This window comes from Actinoplanes sichuanensis, from assembly GCF_033097365.1.
In the GTDB taxonomy this organism is placed as follows: domain Bacteria; phylum Actinomycetota; class Actinomycetes; order Mycobacteriales; family Micromonosporaceae; genus Actinoplanes; species Actinoplanes sichuanensis.
Genome location: NZ_AP028461.1, coordinates 9,216,069 through 9,236,012, shown reverse-complemented (window position 1 = coordinate 9,236,012; position 19,944 = coordinate 9,216,069). Strand labels below are relative to the sequence as shown.

At 67.7% G+C, this 19,944-nt stretch carries 17 protein-coding genes and 1 pseudogene; all 18 read left to right on the top strand.

What is annotated here, in order from left to right:
- Positions 1–51 precede the first annotated feature (51 nt).
- On the top strand, positions 52–1,290 hold the full coding sequence (gene mqnC, locus Q0Z83_RS42440; RefSeq protein WP_317789082.1) for a cyclic dehypoxanthinyl futalosine synthase: 1,239 nt from the start codon (positions 52–54) through the stop codon (positions 1,288–1,290).
- 348 nt (positions 1,291–1,638) lie between these two features.
- Positions 1,639–2,334, top strand: coding sequence for a demethylmenaquinone methyltransferase (locus tag Q0Z83_RS42435; RefSeq protein ID WP_317789081.1), 696 nt, complete (start codon positions 1,639–1,641; stop codon positions 2,332–2,334).
- Positions 2,335–2,383: 49 nt separating this feature from the next.
- The gene (locus tag Q0Z83_RS42430; protein ID WP_317789080.1) at positions 2,384–2,644 is read left to right on the top strand and encodes a hypothetical protein; all 261 of its coding nucleotides are present in this window, start codon (positions 2,384–2,386) and stop codon (positions 2,642–2,644) included.
- Positions 2,645–2,764: 120 nt separating this feature from the next.
- Positions 2,765–4,060, top strand: coding sequence for a geranylgeranyl reductase family protein (locus Q0Z83_RS42425; protein ID WP_317789078.1), 1,296 nt, complete (start codon positions 2,765–2,767; stop codon positions 4,058–4,060).
- A 92-nt stretch (positions 4,061–4,152) separates the two neighbouring features.
- Entirely contained in the window at positions 4,153–4,518 is a 366-nt protein-coding gene (locus Q0Z83_RS42420) for an NADH-quinone oxidoreductase subunit A (RefSeq protein ID WP_203896409.1), read from the top strand.
- Between the two features lie 6 nt (positions 4,519–4,524).
- Positions 4,525–5,196, top strand: a complete 672-nt coding sequence (locus Q0Z83_RS42415; protein WP_317789077.1) for a NuoB/complex I 20 kDa subunit family protein — start codon at positions 4,525–4,527, stop codon at positions 5,194–5,196.
- Positions 5,193–5,900, top strand: coding sequence for an NADH-quinone oxidoreductase subunit C (locus Q0Z83_RS42410; RefSeq protein ID WP_317789076.1), 708 nt, complete (start codon positions 5,193–5,195; stop codon positions 5,898–5,900). Before Q0Z83_RS42415 ends, Q0Z83_RS42410 begins: the two co-directional genes overlap by 4 nt.
- A gap of 14 nt (positions 5,901–5,914) precedes the next feature.
- Entirely contained in the window at positions 5,915–7,240 is a 1,326-nt protein-coding gene (locus Q0Z83_RS42405) for an NADH-quinone oxidoreductase subunit D (RefSeq protein ID WP_317797277.1), read from the top strand.
- A 32-nt stretch (positions 7,241–7,272) separates the two neighbouring features.
- A pseudogene (gene nuoE, locus Q0Z83_RS42400) lies at positions 7,273–8,007 on the top strand (NADH-quinone oxidoreductase subunit NuoE); the annotation flags it as partial.
- A 62-nt stretch (positions 8,008–8,069) separates the two neighbouring features.
- Complete coding sequence (gene nuoF / locus Q0Z83_RS42395; protein ID WP_317789075.1) at positions 8,070–9,386, top strand: NADH-quinone oxidoreductase subunit NuoF; 1,317 nt, start codon at positions 8,070–8,072, stop codon at positions 9,384–9,386.
- Entirely contained in the window at positions 9,386–11,881 is a 2,496-nt protein-coding gene (locus Q0Z83_RS42390) for an NADH-quinone oxidoreductase subunit G (RefSeq protein WP_317789073.1), read from the top strand. The genes nuoF and Q0Z83_RS42390 overlap by 1 nt, the downstream gene beginning before the upstream one ends.
- A complete protein-coding gene (nuoH, locus tag Q0Z83_RS42385) occupies positions 11,878–13,263 on the top strand; it encodes an NADH-quinone oxidoreductase subunit NuoH (RefSeq protein WP_378079075.1) in 1,386 nt (461 codons plus the stop codon). The genes Q0Z83_RS42390 and nuoH overlap by 4 nt, the downstream gene beginning before the upstream one ends.
- Before the next feature lies 1 nt (position 13,264).
- Positions 13,265–13,825 (top strand): NADH-quinone oxidoreductase subunit NuoI, encoded by a 561-nt coding sequence (gene nuoI / locus Q0Z83_RS42380; protein WP_317789072.1) that lies wholly within the window; start codon positions 13,265–13,267, stop codon positions 13,823–13,825.
- Positions 13,822–14,565 (top strand): NADH-quinone oxidoreductase subunit J, encoded by a 744-nt coding sequence (locus tag Q0Z83_RS42375; RefSeq protein ID WP_317789070.1) that lies wholly within the window; start codon positions 13,822–13,824, stop codon positions 14,563–14,565. The genes nuoI and Q0Z83_RS42375 overlap by 4 nt, the downstream gene beginning before the upstream one ends.
- 10 nt (positions 14,566–14,575) lie before the next feature.
- Entirely contained in the window at positions 14,576–14,875 is a 300-nt protein-coding gene (nuoK, locus tag Q0Z83_RS42370) for an NADH-quinone oxidoreductase subunit NuoK (protein WP_093620071.1), read from the top strand.
- 11 nt (positions 14,876–14,886) lie between these two features.
- Positions 14,887–16,806: an NADH-quinone oxidoreductase subunit L gene (gene nuoL / locus Q0Z83_RS42365; RefSeq protein ID WP_317789068.1), complete on the top strand. Its 1,920-nt coding sequence runs from the start codon at positions 14,887–14,889 to the stop codon at positions 16,804–16,806.
- On the top strand, positions 16,803–18,341 hold the full coding sequence (locus Q0Z83_RS42360) for an NADH-quinone oxidoreductase subunit M (RefSeq protein WP_317789067.1): 1,539 nt from the start codon (positions 16,803–16,805) through the stop codon (positions 18,339–18,341). Before nuoL ends, Q0Z83_RS42360 begins: the two co-directional genes overlap by 4 nt.
- Position 18,342: 1 nt before the next feature.
- Positions 18,343–19,875, top strand: a complete 1,533-nt coding sequence (nuoN, locus tag Q0Z83_RS42355; protein ID WP_317789066.1) for an NADH-quinone oxidoreductase subunit NuoN — start codon at positions 18,343–18,345, stop codon at positions 19,873–19,875.
- Positions 19,876–19,944: the final 69 nt, after the last annotated feature.

Sequence of the window (19,944 nt, the reverse complement as noted above, 5' to 3'; positions counted from 1 at the left end):
GGTGACACGCGCCGCTGACGATTGACGACCGCTGGACGTACGCTTCAGACCGTGACCGCGAATCCGGAGATCGACAGCATCCTGCAGCGTGGCGCCGACGGTGGGCGGATCACGCCCGAGGAGGCGCTGCTGCTCTACACGGAGGCCCCGTTCCACGCGCTGGGCGAGGCGGCCGACGCGGTCCGGCGTCGGCGGCATCCGGAGGGCATCGTCACCTACCTGATCGACCGCAACATCAACTACACGAACGTCTGCGTGACGGCGTGCAAGTTCTGTGCGTTCTTCCGGGCCCCCAAACACAAGGAGGGCTGGGCGCACCCGACCGAGGAGATCCTGCGCCGAGCCGGCGAGGCGGTCGACCTCGGCGCCACCCAGGTGATGCTCCAGGGTGGCCACCACCCGGACTTCGGGGTGGCGTATTACGAGAATCTCTTCTCCTCGGTCAAGCAGGCGTTCCCGCAGCTGGCGATCCACTCGATCGGCCCGAGCGAGATCCTGCACATGGCCAAGGTCGACGGTGTCTCCATCGAGGAGGCGGTGATCCGGATCAAGGCGGCCGGGCTGGACTCGATCGCCGGTGCCGGGGCCGAGATGCTGCCGGATCGGCCGCGTAAGGCGATCGCCCCACTCAAGGAGAGCGGCGCCCGCTGGCTGGAGGTCATGGCGATCGCGCACCGGCACGGTCTCTCCTCGACCGCGACCATGATGATGGGCACCGGCGAGACCAACTTCGAGCGCATCGAGCACATCCGGATGATCCGTGACGTGCAGGACCTGGCCGTGGCCAACGGTTACCAGGACGTGCCGGTCGAGCAGTCGCACGAGGTGGGTGGCTTCCGGGCCTTCATCCCGTGGACCTACCAGCCGGAGAACAACCATCTGAAGGGCCGCACCCAGGCCACCACGATGGAGTATCTGCGGTTCATCGCCGTCTCCCGGCTGTTCTTCGACAACGTGTCGCACCTGCAGGCGTCCTGGCTCACCACCGGCAAGGACATCGGCCAGCTCTCGCTGCACATGGGTGTCGACGACCTGGGCTCGATCATGCTGGAGGAGAACGTGATCTCCTCGGCCGGCGCCAAGCACCGGTCGAACCTCCAGGAGCTGATCTCGATGATCCGCACCGCGGACCGCATCCCGGCCTGGCGCGATACCTGGTACCGGCATCTCGCCGTGCACCACACGCCGGCCGACGATCCGACCGACGACCGCGTGGTCTCGCACTTCAGCTCGATCGCCCTGCCCGGCGGCGGGGTCCGTAAGAGCCTTCCCCTGGTCGACGCTTCCTGAGTTAAACCAGTCCCTTCGGGGGGTGGCAGTCAGCCGTTCGGCCAGGTTCGGATCGTCGGACCGGTGAGGCTGGGTTGCTCCTTCGTAACGAGCCCGGCGGTTGGCTGTACCGGGTCGTTCCCGCTGGTTACGTTGCCTCTTGTAAGGCACCGGTAACACTCATGCGTCGCCTGCCGCGGTCAGCGTCGGTGACGAGCAGTCGGACCCGACCGATGGCGGTCGTATATATAACGCACAAGGCACGGGCGGGATGGGAAACCATCCCGCCCGTTCTGTTGTGTGGAGAGAGCCTTTTCCGATTTCGGGGCGGGGGTCGGGGTGGTCGGATGGGGTGAGAGAGTTGGACCCGTGACGCGCGCAGATCTGGACAAGCAGCCGCACGAGGTCGCCGAGATGTTCGACGGCGTGGCCAATCGGTACGACCTCACCAACACCGTGATCTCGTTCGGCCAGGATCGGGGCTGGCGCCGGGCCACCCGGGCCGCTCTCGGGCTCCGGCCGGGGGAGCGGGTGCTGGATGTGGGTGCCGGCACCGGCGTCTCCACCGAGGAGCTGGGCCGGTCGGGCGCGTTCGCGGTCGGTGCGGACATCTCGGTGGGCATGCTGCGGGCCGGGCGCCGGGTGCGGGCCGAGGTGCCGCTGCTGGCCGGTGACGCGCTGCGGCTGCCGTTCGCGGACGCCACCTTCGACGCCGTGACGATCTCCTTCGCGCTGCGCAACGTGGTCGACACCGGGGCCGCGCTGCGCGAGTTCGCCCGGGTGGTCCGGCCGGGCGGGCGGTTGGTGGTGTGTGAGTTCAGCCACCCGGTCAACGGCGCCTTCCGTACCGTCTATCTCCAATATCTGATGCGGTCGCTGCCGGCGGTGGCGCGTGCGGTGGCGAGCAACCCGGAGGCGTATGTCTACCTCGCCGAGTCCATCCGCGCCTGGCCCGACCAGCAGGGCCTGGCGACCCGGATCGCCGAGGCCGGCCCGTGGGACCGGGTGGGTTGGCGGAACCTGACCGGCGGTGTCGTGGCGCTCCATCGAGCCACCCGGGTGTAAAAAACGCATTTTGCGAACAACACGATGAATGCGCTGTTTTGCTCGACTTATGACTGATATCGGGCAACTCGACGACACCGACATCGACCTCGCCATCGACGAGGGTGAAGCGGGCGAGCGCCGTGCCACCGAATTGGCCACCCGACTCCGGGCGGTCGCGGCGCAGGACCCCGATCTTGCTCAGGATCTGGTCGAAGGGCTGATCGTGGCGCTCGACCGGGCGATGGGCGGGACCATCCGCGAACACCTTGACGGTCCGGCGCTCGGCGTGGCGGAGCGGGTCCTTCAGGTACCTGAGCAGGGACGTTAGTGTCGTCGAAACAATTAGGCAGACCTAAGCGCAAAGATCTTCGATTGTCGGCCTACACTCCGATCGAGGCATGCTTGTGAACTAATTCACGAGCGTTCCGGGTGAGACGGAGGTTGGACCGTGGACGACCACGTAGCGAGTGGACCCGTCGCCGACGAGGCTGACGTGATCGTGGTCGGAGCGGGCCCGGGCGGCTCCGCGGCGGCGTACCACCTGGCTCGGCACGGCGTCCGGGTCCTGCTCCTGGAGAAGACCGAGTTCCCCCGGGAGAAGGTCTGCGGCGACGGTCTCACCCCGCGTGCCGTCCGCCAGCTCATCCGGATGGGCATCGACACCTCCGAGAAGGCCGGCTGGCTGCAGAACCGGGGCCTGCGGGTGATCGGTGGCGGCGTCCGGCTGGAGCTCGACTGGCCCGAGCTGGCCAGCTTCCCCAACTACGGTCTCGTCCGTACCCGGATGGACTTCGACGACATGCTGGCCCAGCGCGCGGTCGAGGCCGGCGCCCTGCTGCGGACCGGGGTGAACGTCACCGGCCCGGTACAGAACGACGACGGCTACGTGATCGGCGTCGAGGCCAAGGTCGGCCCGGGCAAGGAGCCGGCCCAGTTCCGCGCGCCGCTGGTGATCACCGCGGACGGCGTCTCCGGCAAGTTCCCGCTCGCGCTGGGCCTGGCCAAGCGCGACGACCGGCCGCTCGGTGTGGCGGTCCGGCGGTATTACCACTCGGCGGTGAAGGCCGACGACGACTATCTGGAGTCCTGGCTGGAGCTGCGCAGCGCGCAGGACCCGGCGCGGCTCCTACCCGGGTACGGCTGGATCTTCGGCCTGGGCGACGGCAGGGTGAACGTGGGCCTCGGCATCCTCAACTCCTCCGACGCGTTCGGTAAGACGAACTACCGGCACCTGCTCACCGACTGGCTCGGCAGCACCCCTGAGGAGTGGGGCCTGCGTGACGAGGCGAACGCGGACGGCCCCACGCTCGGTGCCGCGCTTCCGATGGGCTTCAACCGGGTGCCGCACTACACCCGTGGCGTGTTGCTGGTCGGTGACTCCGGCGGCATGGTCAACCCGATGAACGGCGAGGGCATCGCCTACGCGATGGAGTCCGGCGAGATGGCGGCCGAGGTCGCGGTGCAGGCTCTGGCCCGCCCGTTCGGCCCCGAGCGCGAGCGGGCCCTGCAGGCGTACCCCGCCGAGTTGAGTCTCCGGTTCGGTGGTTACTACCGGATCGGCGGGATCTTCGTGAAGCTGATCGGCAACCCCCAGATCATGCGACTGGCCACCAAGTACGGCATGCCGCAGCCGCTGCTCATGAAGTTCGTCCTCAAGCTCCTGGCCAACCTCACCGACCCCCGGGGTGGCGACGCCATGGACCGCATCATCAACGGTTTGACCAAGGTGGCGCCCTCCGTCTGACTTCGAAATCAGGCAAATCAGGCACCCCGACCAAAGGACAGCACAACCGCAGTAACTAGTGTGAAGCGGCTAACAGTCGTACGGGAGTAGAAATGACGATCAACCCTTATGTCCCGATCGTCGGGTTGCTGATTCTAGGCGCCCTGTTCGCGTTGTTCTCGGTGTCCGTCGCCCCCATCGTCGGGCCCAAGCGCTTCAACCGCGCGAAACTCGACGCTTATGAGTGCGGAATCGAGCCGGCGCCACAACCGATCGGTGGCGGGCGGTTCCCGGTGAAGTTCTACCTGACCGCCATGCTCTTCATCATCTTCGACATCGAGACCATCTTCCTGTACCCGTGGGCCGTCTCCTTCGACATGCTCGGCCTGTTCGGGTTCGTGGAGATGGTCCTGTTCATCCTCACCGTCTTCATCGCCTACGCGTATGTGTGGCGGCGTGGCGGCCTCAACTGGGACTGATGTGACATGGGAATCGAAGAGAAACTCCCGGCAGGCATCCTGCTGACGAGCGTCGAGAAACTGTCCAACTACGCTCGGAAGTCGTCGTTCTGGGGCGCCACGTTCGGCCTCGCCTGCTGTGCCATCGAGATGATGGCCTCCGGCGGTCCCCACTACGACCTCGGTCGTTGGGGGATGGAGGTGTTCCGGGCCTCGCCCCGTCAGGCCGACCTGATGATCGTGGCGGGCCGGGTCAGCCAGAAGATGGCACCGGTGGTCCGGCAGATCTACGACCAGATGCCCGAGCCGCGATCGGTGATCTCGATGGGCGTCTGTGCGTCGTCCGGCGGGATGTTCAACAACTACGCGATCGTGCAGGGTGTCGACCACATCGTCCCGGTCGACATCTACCTTCCGGGCTGCCCGCCGCGCCCCGAGATGCTGATCGACGCGATCCTCAAGATGCGCGAGAAGGTCATGGCGCAGCCGCTCGGCCCCAATGGTCGGAAGATGCTCGAAGCTCGGCAGGCCGAGGGCCGAGTTCCGGTCGTCGCTCCGGGAGCCATGCCGTCGTCCTACCGCGTGGACAAGGTCCGTCGCGAGGAATGGACCCAGGCCGTTAAAGAGGGACGCGAAGAGCAATTGCGGATCGAGAACTGGATGAAACTCCAGCCGCATTTGCGGGAGGCTCACAAATGAGTATTGAACCCGGAACTCAGGGTAGTGTCCCGGCGGGCGCCGAATTGGGTGCTCCGGCTCAGACGCCGCCCAGCCCGGATAAGGGCATGTTCGGCGTCAAGGGGACCGGAGACGTTTCCGGCTTCGGTCGCCTGGTCCGCCCCCGACCTGCTGTTTTTGACAGCCCACGGCCGTACGGCGGGTATTTCGACGACGTCTATGACGCGTTGGAAGAAGCTTATCCGGCCATCTCCGAAGCCATCGAGAAGGTGGTCGTAGATAGGGCCGAGCTCACACTTCACGTACGCGCCGAGCACATCGTCGACGTGTGTCAGGTAATGCGTGACGACGCCTCTTTGCGCTTCGAACTGTGTTCGTCCGTTGACGCAGTGGATTATCTCGGCTCCGACGAGCGCCGTTTCCACGTCGCTTATCAATTGACTTCGATGACCTATCGCCGCCGGGTGCGGCTGGAGGTCGCGGTGGCCGAGGGCGTGACCGTTCCGAGCGTCACCCGGGTCTACCCGACCGCCGACTGGCAGGAGCGGGAGGTCTACGACATGTTCGGCGTCGTCTTCGCCGGCCATCCGAACCTGACCCGCATCCTCATGCCGGACGACTGGGAGGGCCACCCCCAGCGCAAGGACTACCCGCTCGGCGGCGTGCCCGTCGAGTACAAGGGCGCCGAGATTCCGCCTCCCGACCAGCGGAGGGTCTACCAGTGACCATTTCTGAGAACCTGTCCGGACCTGAGTACGCGACCGAGCGCGAGACCACCGAGGGCCGGGTCTTCACGGTCACCGGCGGCGACTGGGACAGCATCACGTCCAGCATCGACCCGCTCAGCAACGAGAAGATCGTCGTCAACATGGGTCCACAGCACCCGTCGACGCACGGTGTGCTCCGGCTCGTGCTGGAACTCGAGGGCGAGACGGTCACCGAGGTCCGGCCGGTCGTCGGCTACCTGCACACCGGGATCGAGAAGAACCTCGAATACCGGAACTGGACGCAGGGCGTCACCTTCGTGACCCGCATGGACTACCTCGCGAACATGTCGAACGAGACGGCCTACTGCCTCGCGGTGGAGAAGCTGCTCGGCGTCACCGACCAGATCACCGAGCGCACCACCACCATCCGCGTGATGTTCATGGAACTCCAGCGGATCGCCTCGCACCTGGTCTGGCTCGCGACCACGGGCATGGAGTTGGGCGCGATCTCGATGATGCTGTACGGCTTCCGCGAGCGGGAGTACATCCTCGACATCTTCGAGGAGACCTCCGGCCTGCGGATGAACAACGGCTACATCCGCCCCGGCGGACTCGCCCAGGATGTGCCGGACTCGGCGATCCGCAAGATCCGCGACTTCCTCAAGTACCTGCCGAAGAAGCTCAAGGAATACGAGGACATGCTGTCCGGCCAGATCATCTGGCAGCAGCGGACGCAGGGTGTCGCCGTGCTGGACGTGACCGGGTGCCTCGCGCTCGGCATCACCGGCCCGGTGCTGCGCTCGGCGGGCCTGCCCTGGGACCTGCGCAAGACCATGCCGTACTGCGGTTACGAGACCTACGAGTTCGACGTGCCGACCGCGACCACGGCCGACGTCTGGGGCCGCTACCTGGTCCGGATGGCGGAGATCCGCGAGTCGCTGAAGATCGTCGAGCAGGCGCTGGACCGCCTGAAGCCGGGGCCGATCTGGATCGAGGACAAGAAGATCGCCTGGCCGGCGCAGCTCGCGCTCGGTCTGGACGGGCTCGGGAACTCCCTCGAACACGTCGCCAACATCATGGGTCAGTCGATGGAGTCGCTGATCCACCACTTCAAGCTCGTCACCGAGGGCTTCCGGGTTCCGCCTGGTCAAGTCTATGTCGCGGTCGAGCACCCGCGTGGCGAACTCGGCGTACACGCGGTCTCCGACGGTGGCACCCACCCCTACCGGGTGCACTACCGCGAGCCGAGCTTCGTGAACCTCCAGGCCATCCCCGCGATGGCCGAGGGCGCCCTGCTGGCCGACGTCATCGCCGGCGGCGCCTCGCTGGATCCCGTGATGGGTGGGTGTGACAGGTGACAACCGTGGAATTCTCGCCGGCGGCCGAACCGCTGGCGGCGAAGCTTCTCGAACCGGCCCGGGAGATCCTGGCCCGGTACCCGGCCGGCCGGGAGCGTTCGGCGCTGCTGCCGCTGCTGCACCTGGTGCAGACCGAGGAGGGCTTCGTCAGCCCGAACGGGGTGGCGTTCTGCGCCGAGATCCTCGGCATCAACAAGGCCCAGGTCGGCGCGGTCGCGACGTTCTACACCATGTACAAGCGCCGGCCCACCGGCGAGTACCTGGTCAGCGTCTGTACCAACACCCTCTGCAACGTCATGGGCGGCCAGGAGGTGTACGACGGACTGGTCGAGCACCTCGGTGTCGGCCACGGCGAGACCTCGGCCGACGGCAAGATCACGCTGGAGCACGCCGAGTGCCTCGCGGCCTGCGACTACGCACCGGTGGTGACGGTCAACTACGACTTCACCGTCGACCAGGCGACCCCGCAGAGCGCGGTCGAGCTGGTGGAGAACCTGCGCCAGGGGAAGGAGCAGACCCCGTCGCGTGGCGCGCGGATCTGCTCGCTCAAGGAGATGCAGTACCAGCTCGCCGGATTCGCCGACCCCCGCGACGGCGCGGTCGCCGACGGCGTGGCCGGAGCGCCGACGCTGCGCGGTGTACGGCTCGCCCAGGAGCACGGCGTGGCGGTGGCCGGGTTCGACCCCGACACCCCGATCACCAAGACCAAGCCGCTGCCCAAGGACGAGGTCACCACCAAGGCCGAGGCGGCCGGCGTGGCCGCGAACAAGCCGGCCTCGGACGCCAAGCCCGCCGGTGACGCCCGCCCGAGTGGTGGGGAGGGAGCGAAGTGACACAGCCCCGACAGGAGCTCCTCCAGAAGCTCACCCCGGTCCTGACCAAGCGCTGGCTGTCGCCGGACGCCTGGCAGATCGGGGTCTACGAGCAGCTGGACGGATACCGCGCGCTGCGCAAGTCGCTCGACGTGCACCCGGACGACCTGATCCAGCTGATCAAGGACTCCGGCCTGCGCGGTCGTGGCGGCGCCGGCTTCCCGACCGGTCTCAAGTGGGGCTTCATCCCGCAGGGCGACGGCAAGCCGCACTACCTCGTGATCAACGCGGACGAGGGCGAGCCGGGCACCTGCAAGGACCTGCCGCTGATGACCTACGACCCGCACTCGCTGGTCGAGGGCGCGATCATCGCCTCCTACGCGATCCGCGCGAACCGGGCGTTCATCTACATCCGCGGTGAAGCGGTGCACGCCGCGCGGCGGCTGCGCAACGCGGTCCAGGAGGCGTACGCCAAGGGGTACCTCGGCAAGAACATCCTGGGCTCGGGCTTCGACCTCGACCTGGTCGTCCACAGCGGCGCCGGCGCGTACATCTGCGGTGAGGAGACCGCACTGCTGGACTCTCTCGAAGGGTTCCGTGGGCAGCCCCGTCTCCGCCCGCCGTTCCCGGCCATCGCCGGGCTCTACGCGAGCCCGACCGTGGTCAACAACGTCGGCACCATCGCCAGCGTGCCGTACATCGTGTTGGGCGGCGCCGACTGGTGGAAGAGCATGGGCACGGAGAAGTCGTCCGGCCCGATGATCTACTCGCTGTCCGGCCGGGTGGTCAATCCCGGTCAGTACGAGTGCGGCCTCGGCATCACCCTGCGTGAGCTGATCGAACTGGCCGGTGGCATGCAGCCGGGCCACAAGCTGAAGTTCTGGACGCCCGGTGGCTCGTCGACGCCGCTGCTGACGGCCGAGCACATCGACACCGCGATGGACTTCGAGGGTGTGGCGGCGGCCGGGTCGATCCTGGGCACCACGGCGATGCAGATCTTCTCCGACCAGGACTGCCCGGTCTACAACACGTGGCGGTGGCTGGAGTTCTACCACCACGAGTCGTGCGGCAAATGCACCCCGTGCCGGGAGGGCAACTACTGGATGGTGCGCACCTACCGGCGGATCCTCGCCGGTCACGGCACCGTCAAGGACCTGGACACCCTCCAGGACACCGCGGACAACATCTTCGGCCGGTCCTTCTGCGGCCTCGGCGACGGTGCGGCGACGCCCGTCGTGTCGACGCTCAAGTGGTTCCGGGACGACTACCTCGGCTACATCGAGGGCCGCACCGCACCGCGGCTCTCCGAGAAGTCCCTCGTAGGAGCGCACTGATGACGGACGTAGCGAAGAGGGCCGACCAGGTCACTCTGATCATCGACGGGGTCGAGGTGACCGCGGAGAAGGGTGAGCTGCTCATCCGCGTCGCCGAGCGGATGGGAACCGCCATCCCGCGGTTCTGCGATCACCCGCTGCTCGCCCCGGCCGGCGCCTGCCGGCAGTGCCTCGTCGAGGTGGAGGGCCAGCGCAAGCCGGTCGCCTCCTGCACCCAGACGGTGGCCGAGGGCATGGTCGTAAAGACCCAGCTCAGCTCGCCGGTCGCCGCGAAGGCGCAGGCCGGCGTGATGGAGCTGCTACTGATCAACCACCCGCTCGACTGCCCCACCTGCGACAAGGGCGGTGAGTGCCCGCTGCAGAACCAGGCGATGAGCACCGGCCGTGCCGACTCGCGGTTCAAGGAGGAGAAGCGGGAGTACGAGAAGCCGATCCACATCTCCAGCCAGGTGCTGCTGGACCGGGAGCGCTGCGTGCTCTGCCAGCGGTGCACCAGGTTCTCCGAGGAGATCGCCGGCGACAAGTTCATCGACCTGATGGACCGGTCCTCCGGCGAGCAGATCAACGTCTATCGGGACGACTTCTTCGGGGGTACGGGCACCGGTGACGGACAGGTCGGTGAGGGCGACGGCGACGTCGCGTTCAACTCGTACTTCTCCGGCAACACCATCCAGATCTGCCCGGTCGGCGCGCTCACCGGCGAGCAGTACCGGTTCCGGGCCCGCCCGTTCGACCTGGTCTCCACGCCGAGCGCCTGCGAGCACTGCGCCTCCGGCTGCTCCCAGCGCACCGACCACCGGCGCGGGAAGGTGCTGCGCCGCCTGGCCGGTGACGATCCGGCGGTGAACGAGGAGTGGAACTGCGACAAGGGGCGCTGGGGCTTCCGCTACGCCACGGCCACCGACCGCATCCTCACCCCGCAGATCCGCGACGCCAAGACCGGTGAGCTGCGGGAGGCCTCCTGGAGCGAGGCGCTGCTCGCGGCGGCCGAAGGATTCCGGGCGGCCCGGGAGCGCGGCGTCGGGGTCCTGCCCGGCGGCCGGCTCACCGTCGAGGACGCGTACGCGTACGCCAAGTTCGCCCGGGCCGTCCTCGGCACCAACGACGTCGACTTCCGGGCCCGGCCGATCCGCGCGACGGGTTCCGCGGTGACCACGACCGAGGAGGCCGACTTCCTGGCCGCCGCGGTCGCCGGGATCACCGAGGTGACGTACGAGCAGGTGGAGAACGCCCCGTCGGTGGTGCTCGCCGGACTGGAGCCGGAGGAGGAGTCACCGATCCTCTTCCTGCGCCTGCGTAAGGGCCACATCCGCCGGAAGCTCAAGGTCACGGCGGTCTCGCCGTACCTCTCCCGCGGTTTGGAGAAGCTCGGCGCCGCGCTCGTCGCGGCAGTCCCCGGTGACGAGGCGAACCTTCTCGCGTCCGACGCCGTCGTGGCGGAAGCGCTCGGCGCCCCCGGCGCCCTGCTGATCGTCGGTGAGCGTCTGGCCACCGTGCCGGGTGCGCTCAGCGCGGCGGCCGGTCTGGCCGCCCGTACCGGCGCGAAGCTGGCGTGGGTGCCCCGCCGGGCCGGCGACCGTGGCGCCATCGACGCCGGTCTGCTGCCGAACCTGCTGCCCGGCGGTCGTCCGGTCGACGACGACTCGGCTCGCGCCGCGCTGTCGCTGGCCTGGGGGGTCGAGGCCGGTGTGCTGCCCGGGACTCCGGGCCGCGACACCGACCGGATCATCGCGGCGGCCGCGGACGGCACTCTCGGTGCCCTGTTGGTCGGCGGCGTGGACCCGGCCGACCTGGCCGATCCGGCGCTCGCCGAGAACGCGCTGGACACGGTGCCGTTCCTGGTCAGTCTGGAGATGCGGCAGAGCGCGGTGACCCGGCGGGCCGACGTGGTCCTGCCGATCGCGCCGGCGGTCGAGAAGGCCGGCACGTACATGGACTGGGAGGGTCGCCTCCGGTCGTTCGAAGCGGTGCTGAAGAGCACCGCGATGACCGACGGCCGGGTTCTCGAGGCCATCGCCGCACTGCTCGACGTCAGTCTGAACACCGGTGACGTCAACCAGATCCGTCGTGAACTCGGCTCTCTTCCCGGCACCACGGAGCAGCGGTCCGTGCCGACCGCTGCGGCTTCAACAGCGGCCGCACCCGGCCCGGGCCAGGCGGTCCTCGCCACCTGGCACCAGCTGATCGACCTGGGCTCGCTGCTCGACGGCGACCAGGTGCTGGCCGGCACCGCCCGGCCGCCGGTGGCCCGGCTCGGCAAGGACCTGGCCGAGTCGCTCGGTCTTGCCGACGGTGACCTGGTCACGGTCGGCACCGACCGGGGCTCGATCACGCTGCCGGCCGCGATCTCCGACCTGCCGCCGCGGGTGGTGTGGCTGCCGACGAACTCGCCGGGCTCGACGGTCCGGCGCAGTCTCGGGGTCACCGCCGGCGCGGTGGTCACGCTGGCGGCCGGTGTCCCCGGCCCGATCCTGGCCGAAGGGGCCGCGCGATGAACGACATCGTGGTGGCGGCGACCGCCGTCGACCCGACTCTGGAGACGTTCGAGAACGACGTCTGGTGGATCGTCCTGATCAAGCTGGTCGGCGTGTTCGCGCTGCTCCTGCTGCTGACGCTGTTCACCATCAACTACGAGCGCAAGGTCGTGGCCCGGATGGCGGTCCGGCCGGGCCCCAACCAGGTCGGCCCCAAGGGCTGGTTGCAGAGTCTCACCGACGGCCTGAAGCTGCCGTTCAAAGAGGAGATCATCCCGAAGACCGCCGACAAGGTGGTCTATTTCATCGCCCCGGTGATCTCCGCGACCACCGCGTTCACCGCGTTCTCGGTGATGCCGTTCGGCGGTGTGGTCACCATGTTCGGCCAGAAGACGGCACTCCAGCTCACCGACGTGCCGGTCTCGGTGCTGGTGCTGCTGGCCTGCTCGTCGATGAGCGTCTACGGCGTGGTGCTGGCGGGCTGGGCGTCCGGCTCGACCTACCCGCTGCTGGGTGGTCTGCGGTCGAGCGCACAGATGATCTCGTACGAGGTCGCGATGGGCCTGTCGATCGTGGCGGTGTTCATGACCGCGGGCACGATGAGCACCTCGCAGATCGTCGCGGCGCAGGCCTCCGGCGACCCGGTGCAGCTGTTCGGCTTCGAGGTGACCGCGCCCGGCTGGTACGCGGTGCAGCTCCTGCCGAGCTTCATCATCTACATGATCGCGGCGGTCGGTGAGACGAACCGGGCCCCGTTCGACCTGCCCGAGGCGGAGTCCGAGCTGGTCGGCGGCTTCCACACGGAGTACTCGTCGTTCAAGTTCGCGCTCTTCTTCCTCGCCGAGTACATCAACATGATCACCGTCTCGGCCTTCGCGACCACGCTCTTCCTGGGTGGATGGCGGGCTCCGGCTCCGATCACCACGTTCTGGGAGGGTGCGAACTCCGGCTACTGGCCGCTGCTCTGGTTCTTCGGCAAGGTGCTGATCCTGCTCTTCGGCTTCATCTGGCTGCGGGCCACGCTCCCCCGGATGCGTTACGACCAGTTCATGCGCTTCGGGTGGAAGGTCCTCATCCCGGTCAGCCTGGTGTGGATCCTCTTCCTGGCGTTCTTCAAGGTCGCCCGCAGCGGTGCCATCTCGGACACCACCCGCTGGGTCACCACCGGCGTCGTGGCGGTGCTCGTCCTGGGCATCGCCTGGGGCTGGCCGTCGCCGAAGAAACCGAAGCAGCTCTCCATCGAGGAGGAGCTGCATCAGCGGCCACCGGGCAGTTTCCCGGTCCCGCCGATGGACCTCCAGGTCCCGCCGAGTCCCCGCGCCCGCCGTGCCGTGGCCGAACGCGCCCCGGCCACCGTTCCCGCCTCGGCGGACGGCGACGAGCCCGAAACGAAGGAGGTGTGACGTGGGTACGTTCACCGGCTCCTTCAAGGGTTTCGGCGTGACCTTCGCGCACATGTTCCGCAAGGTGATCACGACTGACTACCCGTTCTCCCCGCCGAAGCCGGCGCCGCGCTACCACGGGCGGCACATCCTCAACCGGCACCCGGACGGCCTGGAGAAGTGCATCGGCTGCGAGCTGTGCGCCTGGGCCTGCCCGGCCGACGCGATCTACGTCGAGGGCGGCGACAACACCGACGAGCAGCGGTTCTCGCCGGGCGAGCGGTACGCGAAGATCTACCAGATCAACTACGCGCGGTGCATCTTCTGCGGTCTGTGCATCGAGGCCTGCCCGACCCGGTCGCTGACCATGAGCAACGAGTACGAGCTGGCCCGCGACAACCGCCAGGACCTGATCTTCACGAAGAAGGAGCTCCTGGCTCCGCTGCTGCCCGGCATGGAGCAGCCGCCGCACCCGATGCGCCTGGGCGACACCGACAAGGACTACTACGTCGGGGCGCTCACCAACCCGGGCACGTCGGTCGGTGCCGAGAAGGCTCCGCTTGTGCAGGGGGACCAGGAATGAACGCGGTCTCCACCGGCGAGCAGGTCGCCTTCTGGATCCTCGGCTCCCTCGCCGTGATCGGGGCGCTCGGGATGGTGCTGGCCCGCAACGCGGTGCACTCCGCGCTGTGGCTGGTCGTCACGATGCTGAACCTCGGGTTCTTCTACGTGATCAACTCGGCGCCGTTCCTCGGCTTCGTGCAGATCATCGTCTACACCGGCGCGATCATGATGCTGTTCCTGTTCGTGCTGATGCTGGTCGGCCGGGACGCGTCGGACTCGCTGATCGAGACGTTGCGCGGCCAGCGGATCGCGGCGATCGTGCTCGGCGTCGGGTTCGCGGCGCTGATCGGCGCCGGGCTGGCCCGGGCGCTCGGCTCGACCTTCACGGTCGGCCTGGACAAGGCCAACGCGAACGGCAACGTCGAGGGCCTGGCCTCCCTCCTGTTCACCAAGTACGTCTTCGCCTTCGAGGTCACCTCGGCGCTCCTGATCACGGCCGCCGTCGGCGCCATGATCCTGGCGCACGTCGAGAAGGCCAAGGAGGACGTGCGTGACCAGGTGACCCGGATGAAGGAGCGCTTCCGCCCGGGCAACTACCCCGGTCCGAAGCCCGGACCCGGCATCTACGCCAACACCATGTCGGTGGCCGCGCCGGCCCGCCTGCCGGACGGCAACGGGGCCGAGCGGAGCATCTCGCCGATCCTGCCGGTTCGTGAGCTGAGCCAGTCCGAGGCCGCGCCGAAGGGTACCGAAAAATGAGGGTTGCGAAGTGACTCCTGATTATTACCTGGTGTTGTCGGCCATCCTGTTCACCATCGGCGCTGCCGGGGTGCTGGTCCGGCGCAATGCGATCGTGCTGTTCATGTGCATCGAGTTGATGCTCAACGCCGCCAACCTCGCGCTGATCACCTTCAGCCGGATCAACGGCGGCCTGGACGGCCAGATCATCTCGTTCTTCGTGATGGTCGTCGCGGCGGCCGAGGTCGTCGTGGGCCTCGCCATCATCATGTCGATCTTCCGTACGCGACGCTCGGCGAGCGTCGACGACGCGAACCTCCTGAAGTACTGAAGGGGCATTTCGTGGAACACACATTCGCCCCGGCGACGGGAGTGCTGAGCAACATCTGGTTGCTCGTGGCCATCCCGCTGGCCAGTGCGACGATCCTGCTGCTGCTCGGCAAGCGGTCCGACCGCTGGGGGCACTGGCTCGGCGTGGCCTCGGTCGCGGCGTCGTTCGTACTCGGGCTGATCTTCTTTTTCAATCTCTCCGGTCTGGACCCGGCGAAGCGTTCCGCTGAGCTGAGTCTCTGGGACTTCATCGTGGTCGGCGATCTGAAGGTCGACTTCGGTCTGCTCTTCGACCCGCTGGCCGGTGTCTTCGTCCTGCTGATCACCGGTGTCGGCTCGCTGATCCACCTGTACGCGGTCGGGTACATGGAGCACGACCCCGGCCGCCGGAAGTTCTTCGCCTACTTCAACCTGTTCGTCTCGGCGATGCTTCTGCTGGTCCTGGGCAACAACTACGTGATGCTGTACTTCGGCTGGGAGGGCGTCGGTCTGGCGTCGTACCTGCTGATCTCGTTCTGGTACACCAAGCCGTCAGCGGCGACCGCCGGCAAGAAGGCGTTCCTGATGAACCGGGTCGGCGACGCCGGCCTGGCGATCGGCATCTTCCTGATGTTCACCGAGCTCGGCACCACCCAGTACGACGGAGTCTTCAACCGCGTCGACTCGCTGGCCGCCGGGACCATCCTGCTGATGGGCATCCTGCTGCTGCTCGGCGCCTGCGGTAAGTCCGGCCAGTTCCCGCTGCAGGCCTGGCTCCCGGACGCGATGGAGGGCCCGACCCCGGTCTCCGCCCTCATCCACGCGGCGACCATGGTCACCGCCGGTGTCTACCTGATCGCCCGGTCCAACCCGATCTTCTCGGCCAACGAGACGCTCCAGCTGATCGTGGTCAGCATCGGTGCGATCACCCTGCTGATGGGCTGTCTCATCGGCGCGGCCAAGGACGACATCAAGCGGATCCTGGCCTGGTCGACGGTCTCCCAGATCGGCTACATGTTCCTCGGCGTCGGGCTCGGCGGCGGGGCGTACGCCCTGGCCATCGTGCACCTGCTGGCGCACGGCTTCTTCAAGGCCAACATGTTCCTCGGGGCCGGCTCGGTCATGCACGGTATGCACGACCAGGTCGACATCCGGCGGTTCGGTGGCCTGTCCAAGCACATGAAGATCACCTGGCTGACCTTCGGGACCGGCTGGCTCGCGATCATCGGCATCTGGCCGCTCTCCGGCTTCTTCTCCAAGGAGCCGATCATCGCGGCCGCGTTCGTGGGCGAGGGCTGGCGGCCGTGGGTCTTCGGCGGCGCCGCGATGCTGGGCGCCGGTCTGACCGCCTTCTACATGACCCGGCTCTTCGTGCTGACGTTCCACGGGCCGGCCCGCTGGACCGAGGACAACCAGCACCCGCACGAGTCCCCGGCGATCATGACCATCCCGCTGATCCTGCTGGCGATCGGTTCGGTCGGTGCCGGCTTCCTCCTCGCCACCAGCGTGCCGGACTGGTTGACGCCGGTTCTGGGTGAGCACGGCGAAGAGGCCCACGGCGTGCTCTCGCACACCGTGATCACCATCCTGTCGCTGCTGGTCACGGTGATCGGGGCGGGCCTGGCCTGGGCGCTGTTCCGTAACGGCACCGCGCTCGAACCGCAGCCGGCCGGCGTGCTGGTCACCGCGGCCCGGCGCAACCTCTACACCGACGCGTTCAACGAGGCGGTCTTCGAACGGCCCGGCATCTACCTGACCCGGGCGCTCGTCTACCTCGACAACCGGGGGATCGACGGCCTGGTCAACGGCATCGCGGCGGCCATCGGCGGCGGTTCCGGCCGGCTGCGCCGGATGCAGACCGGCTTCGTCCGCTCGTACGCGCTGTCGATGCTCACCGGCGCCATGCTCGTCGTGGGCGCCTTCCTCGCGATCCAGCTGGGGTGGTTGGCGTGAAAGACTTCCCGTTCCTTTCCGTCCTCACCCTGCTGCCCCTGGTCGGGGCGCTGGTGGTGGCCTTCATCCCCAGGACGAAGGCCGAACTGGCCAAGATGGTCGCGCTCGGCTGGTCGGTGCTCGTCCTGGTGCTGAGCATCTTCATGTGGGTGGCCTACAACGTCGGCGGCGACCGCTTCCAGTTCCGGGAGTCGTACACCTGGATCCCGTCCTGGGGTGCGAACTTCACCTTCGCCGCCGACGGCATCGCGCTCGTCATGCTGATGCTGATCGCGGTTCTGTTCCCGGTCGTGATCCTGGCGTCCTGGCATGACGTCGACCAGAGCACCAGGTCGGCTCCGGCCTACTTCGCGCTGCTGCTGTCCTTCGAGTTCACGATGATCGGGGTGTTCGCCGCGGCGGACATCTTCCTGTTCTACGTGTTCTTCGAGATCATGCTGATCCCGATGTACTTCATCATCGGGTCGTTCGGCAGTGGCCAGAAGCAGTACGCGGCGGTCAAGTTCTTCCTCTACAGCCTGGTCGGCGGCCTCTTCATGCTGGCCTCGGTGATCGGTCTGTGGGTGCTCGGCGGGAAGACCTTCGACTTCACGAAACTGGCCGAGGCGACCGCGTCGATCGACCAGAACACCGCGCGGTGGCTGTTCCTCGGCTTCTTCGTGGCGTTCGCGATCAAGGCGCCGTTCTTCCCGTTCCACACCTGGCTGCCGGACTCCGGTGGAGCCGCTCCGGCCGGCGCGGCGGCGCTGCTGGTCGGCGTGATGGACAAGGTCGGCACGTTCGGCATCCTGCGCTACTGCCTCTCGCTCTTCCCCGAGGCGTCGCGCTGGTTCGCCCCGGCCGCCATGGTTCTCGCGGTGATCGGCATCATCTACGCGGCGCTGCTCGCGGTCGGCCAGAACGACCTGAAGCGCCTGGTGTCGTACACCTCGATCGCGCACTTCGGTTTCATCGGCATCGGCATCTTCGCCTTCACCACCCAGGCCGGTACCGGTGCGGTGCTCTACATGGTCAACCACGGCCTGGCCACCGGCCTGCTGTTCATCGTGGTCGGCATGTTCGTCGCCCGCCGCGGGTCGTCGTTGGTCAGTGACTTCGGCGGGGCCGGCAAGCTGATGCCGGTGCTGGCCGGAGTGCTGTTCTTCGCCGGTCTCGCCTCGCTGGCGCTGCCCGGCACCGCACCCTTCGTCAGTGAGTTCCTGGTGCTGATCGGCACGTTCAGCACCAACAAGGGGTACGCCGTGGTGGCCACTCTGGGCATCGTGCTGGCCGCGGCGTACGTGCTGTGGATGATCCAGCGGACCACCCAGGGCACCCTGAACCCGGCTCTCACCGAGGTGCCGGCGATGTCGAAGGACATCACCCTGCGCGAGAAGGTGGTCGTCGCGCCGCTGATCGCGCTGCTCCTGGTGCTCGGCTTCTACCCGAAGCCGGTCACCGATGTGATCAACCCCGCGGTACAGGCGACCATGCAGGACGTCGGCGTGAACGACCCGGCACCCACCGTGGAAGCCGGCGGAAAGGTGGGCGGCTGAGATGGAACCGTTGAAACTGCCCCCGATCGACTACGGGGCACTGCTCCCGATGCTGATCCTCTTCGGCGCGGCATGCCTTGGTGTGCTCGTCGAGGTGATCGTGCCGCGCCGGGCCCGCAACGCGGTCCAGCTGTCACTGGCGCTGTTCGCCGTCGTGTTGTCGCTGGTCGCTGTGGTGATGGAGCGCGGCACCCGGACGATCACCATCGGCGGCGCGGTCGCCGTGGACGGGCCGACCCTGTTCCTGCAGGGCTCGATCCTGGTGCTCGGCGGGGTGTCGCTGCTGCTGATCGGCGAGCGTTCGATCGAGCGTGGTGGCGTGTTCGTCTCGCAGGCCGCGGTCACCGTCGGCTCGCAGAAGGACGCCCAGCAGGCGAGCGGCCAGCCCGGTGCCACCGAGGTGTACCCGCTGAGTGTCTTCGCGCTCGGCGGCATGCTGCTCTTCGTGGCGGCGAACGACCTGCTCACCATGTTCGTGGCGCTGGAGGTCTTCTCGCTGCCGCTCTACCTGCTGTGCGCGCTGGCCCGTCGCCGGCGGCTGCTCAGCCAAGAGGCCGCGCTCAAGTACTTCCTGCTCGGCTCGTACGCCTCGGCGTTCTTCCTGTTCGGGGTGGCCTTCATCTACGGCTTCGCGGGCGGGATCCAGCTCGGTGTGGTGCACGAGGCGGTCGCCAACCCGCAGCGCAGCCAGGTGCTGCTCTACGTCGGCCTGGCGATGGTCTCGATCGGCCTGCTCTTCAAGGCCGCGCTCGCGCCGTTCCACGTCTGGACGCCGGACGTCTACCAGGGCGCGCCCACGCCGGTCACCGCGTTCATGGCGGCCTGTACCAAGGTCGCCGCGTTCGGCGCCCTGCTGCGGGTGCTGTACGTGGCGTTCGAGGGGGTGCGCTGGGACTTCCAGCCGATCCTCGGTGGCATCGCGGTGCTGACCATGTTCATCGGCGCGATCCTGGCGGTCACTCAGACCGACCTCAAGCGCCTGCTGGCCTACTCGTCGATCGCGAACGCCGGATACCTCATGGTGGGTGTCCTCGCGCTCAACGACGAGGGCCTCAGCAGCACGATGTTCTACCTGGTGGCGTACGGCTTCTCGGTGCTCGCCGCGTTCGCGGTGATCAGCCTGGTGCGCGACGCCGACGGCGAGGCCACCCACCTGTCCCGGTGGGCCGGCGTCGGCCGGAAGAGTCCGCTGCTCGCCGGGATCTTCACGTTCATCCTGCTCGCCTTCGCCGGTATTCCGCTGACCAGCGGCTTCACCAGCAAGTTCGCGGTCTTCGGGGCGGCGGTCGACGGCGGTCAGACGTGGCTGGTGATCTTCGGTGTGATCACCAGCATGCTGCTGGCCTTCCCGTACCTGCGGGTGGTCGTACTGATGTGGCTCTCCGAGCCGGGTGAGACCACTCCGGCCGTCTCCATCCCGGGTTTCCTCACCTCGGCGGTGTTGGGTCTCGGTGTGCTCGTCACGGTGGCGCTGGGCGTGGCTCCGGACGCGCTGCTCGACCTGACCCGAGAGGCATCGGAGTTCGTTCGCTGATTCTGATCAGTGCGTGGAGGCCCCGGCGATGCCGGGGCCTCCGTCGTCTCCAGGTCGTTCATCGGTTGT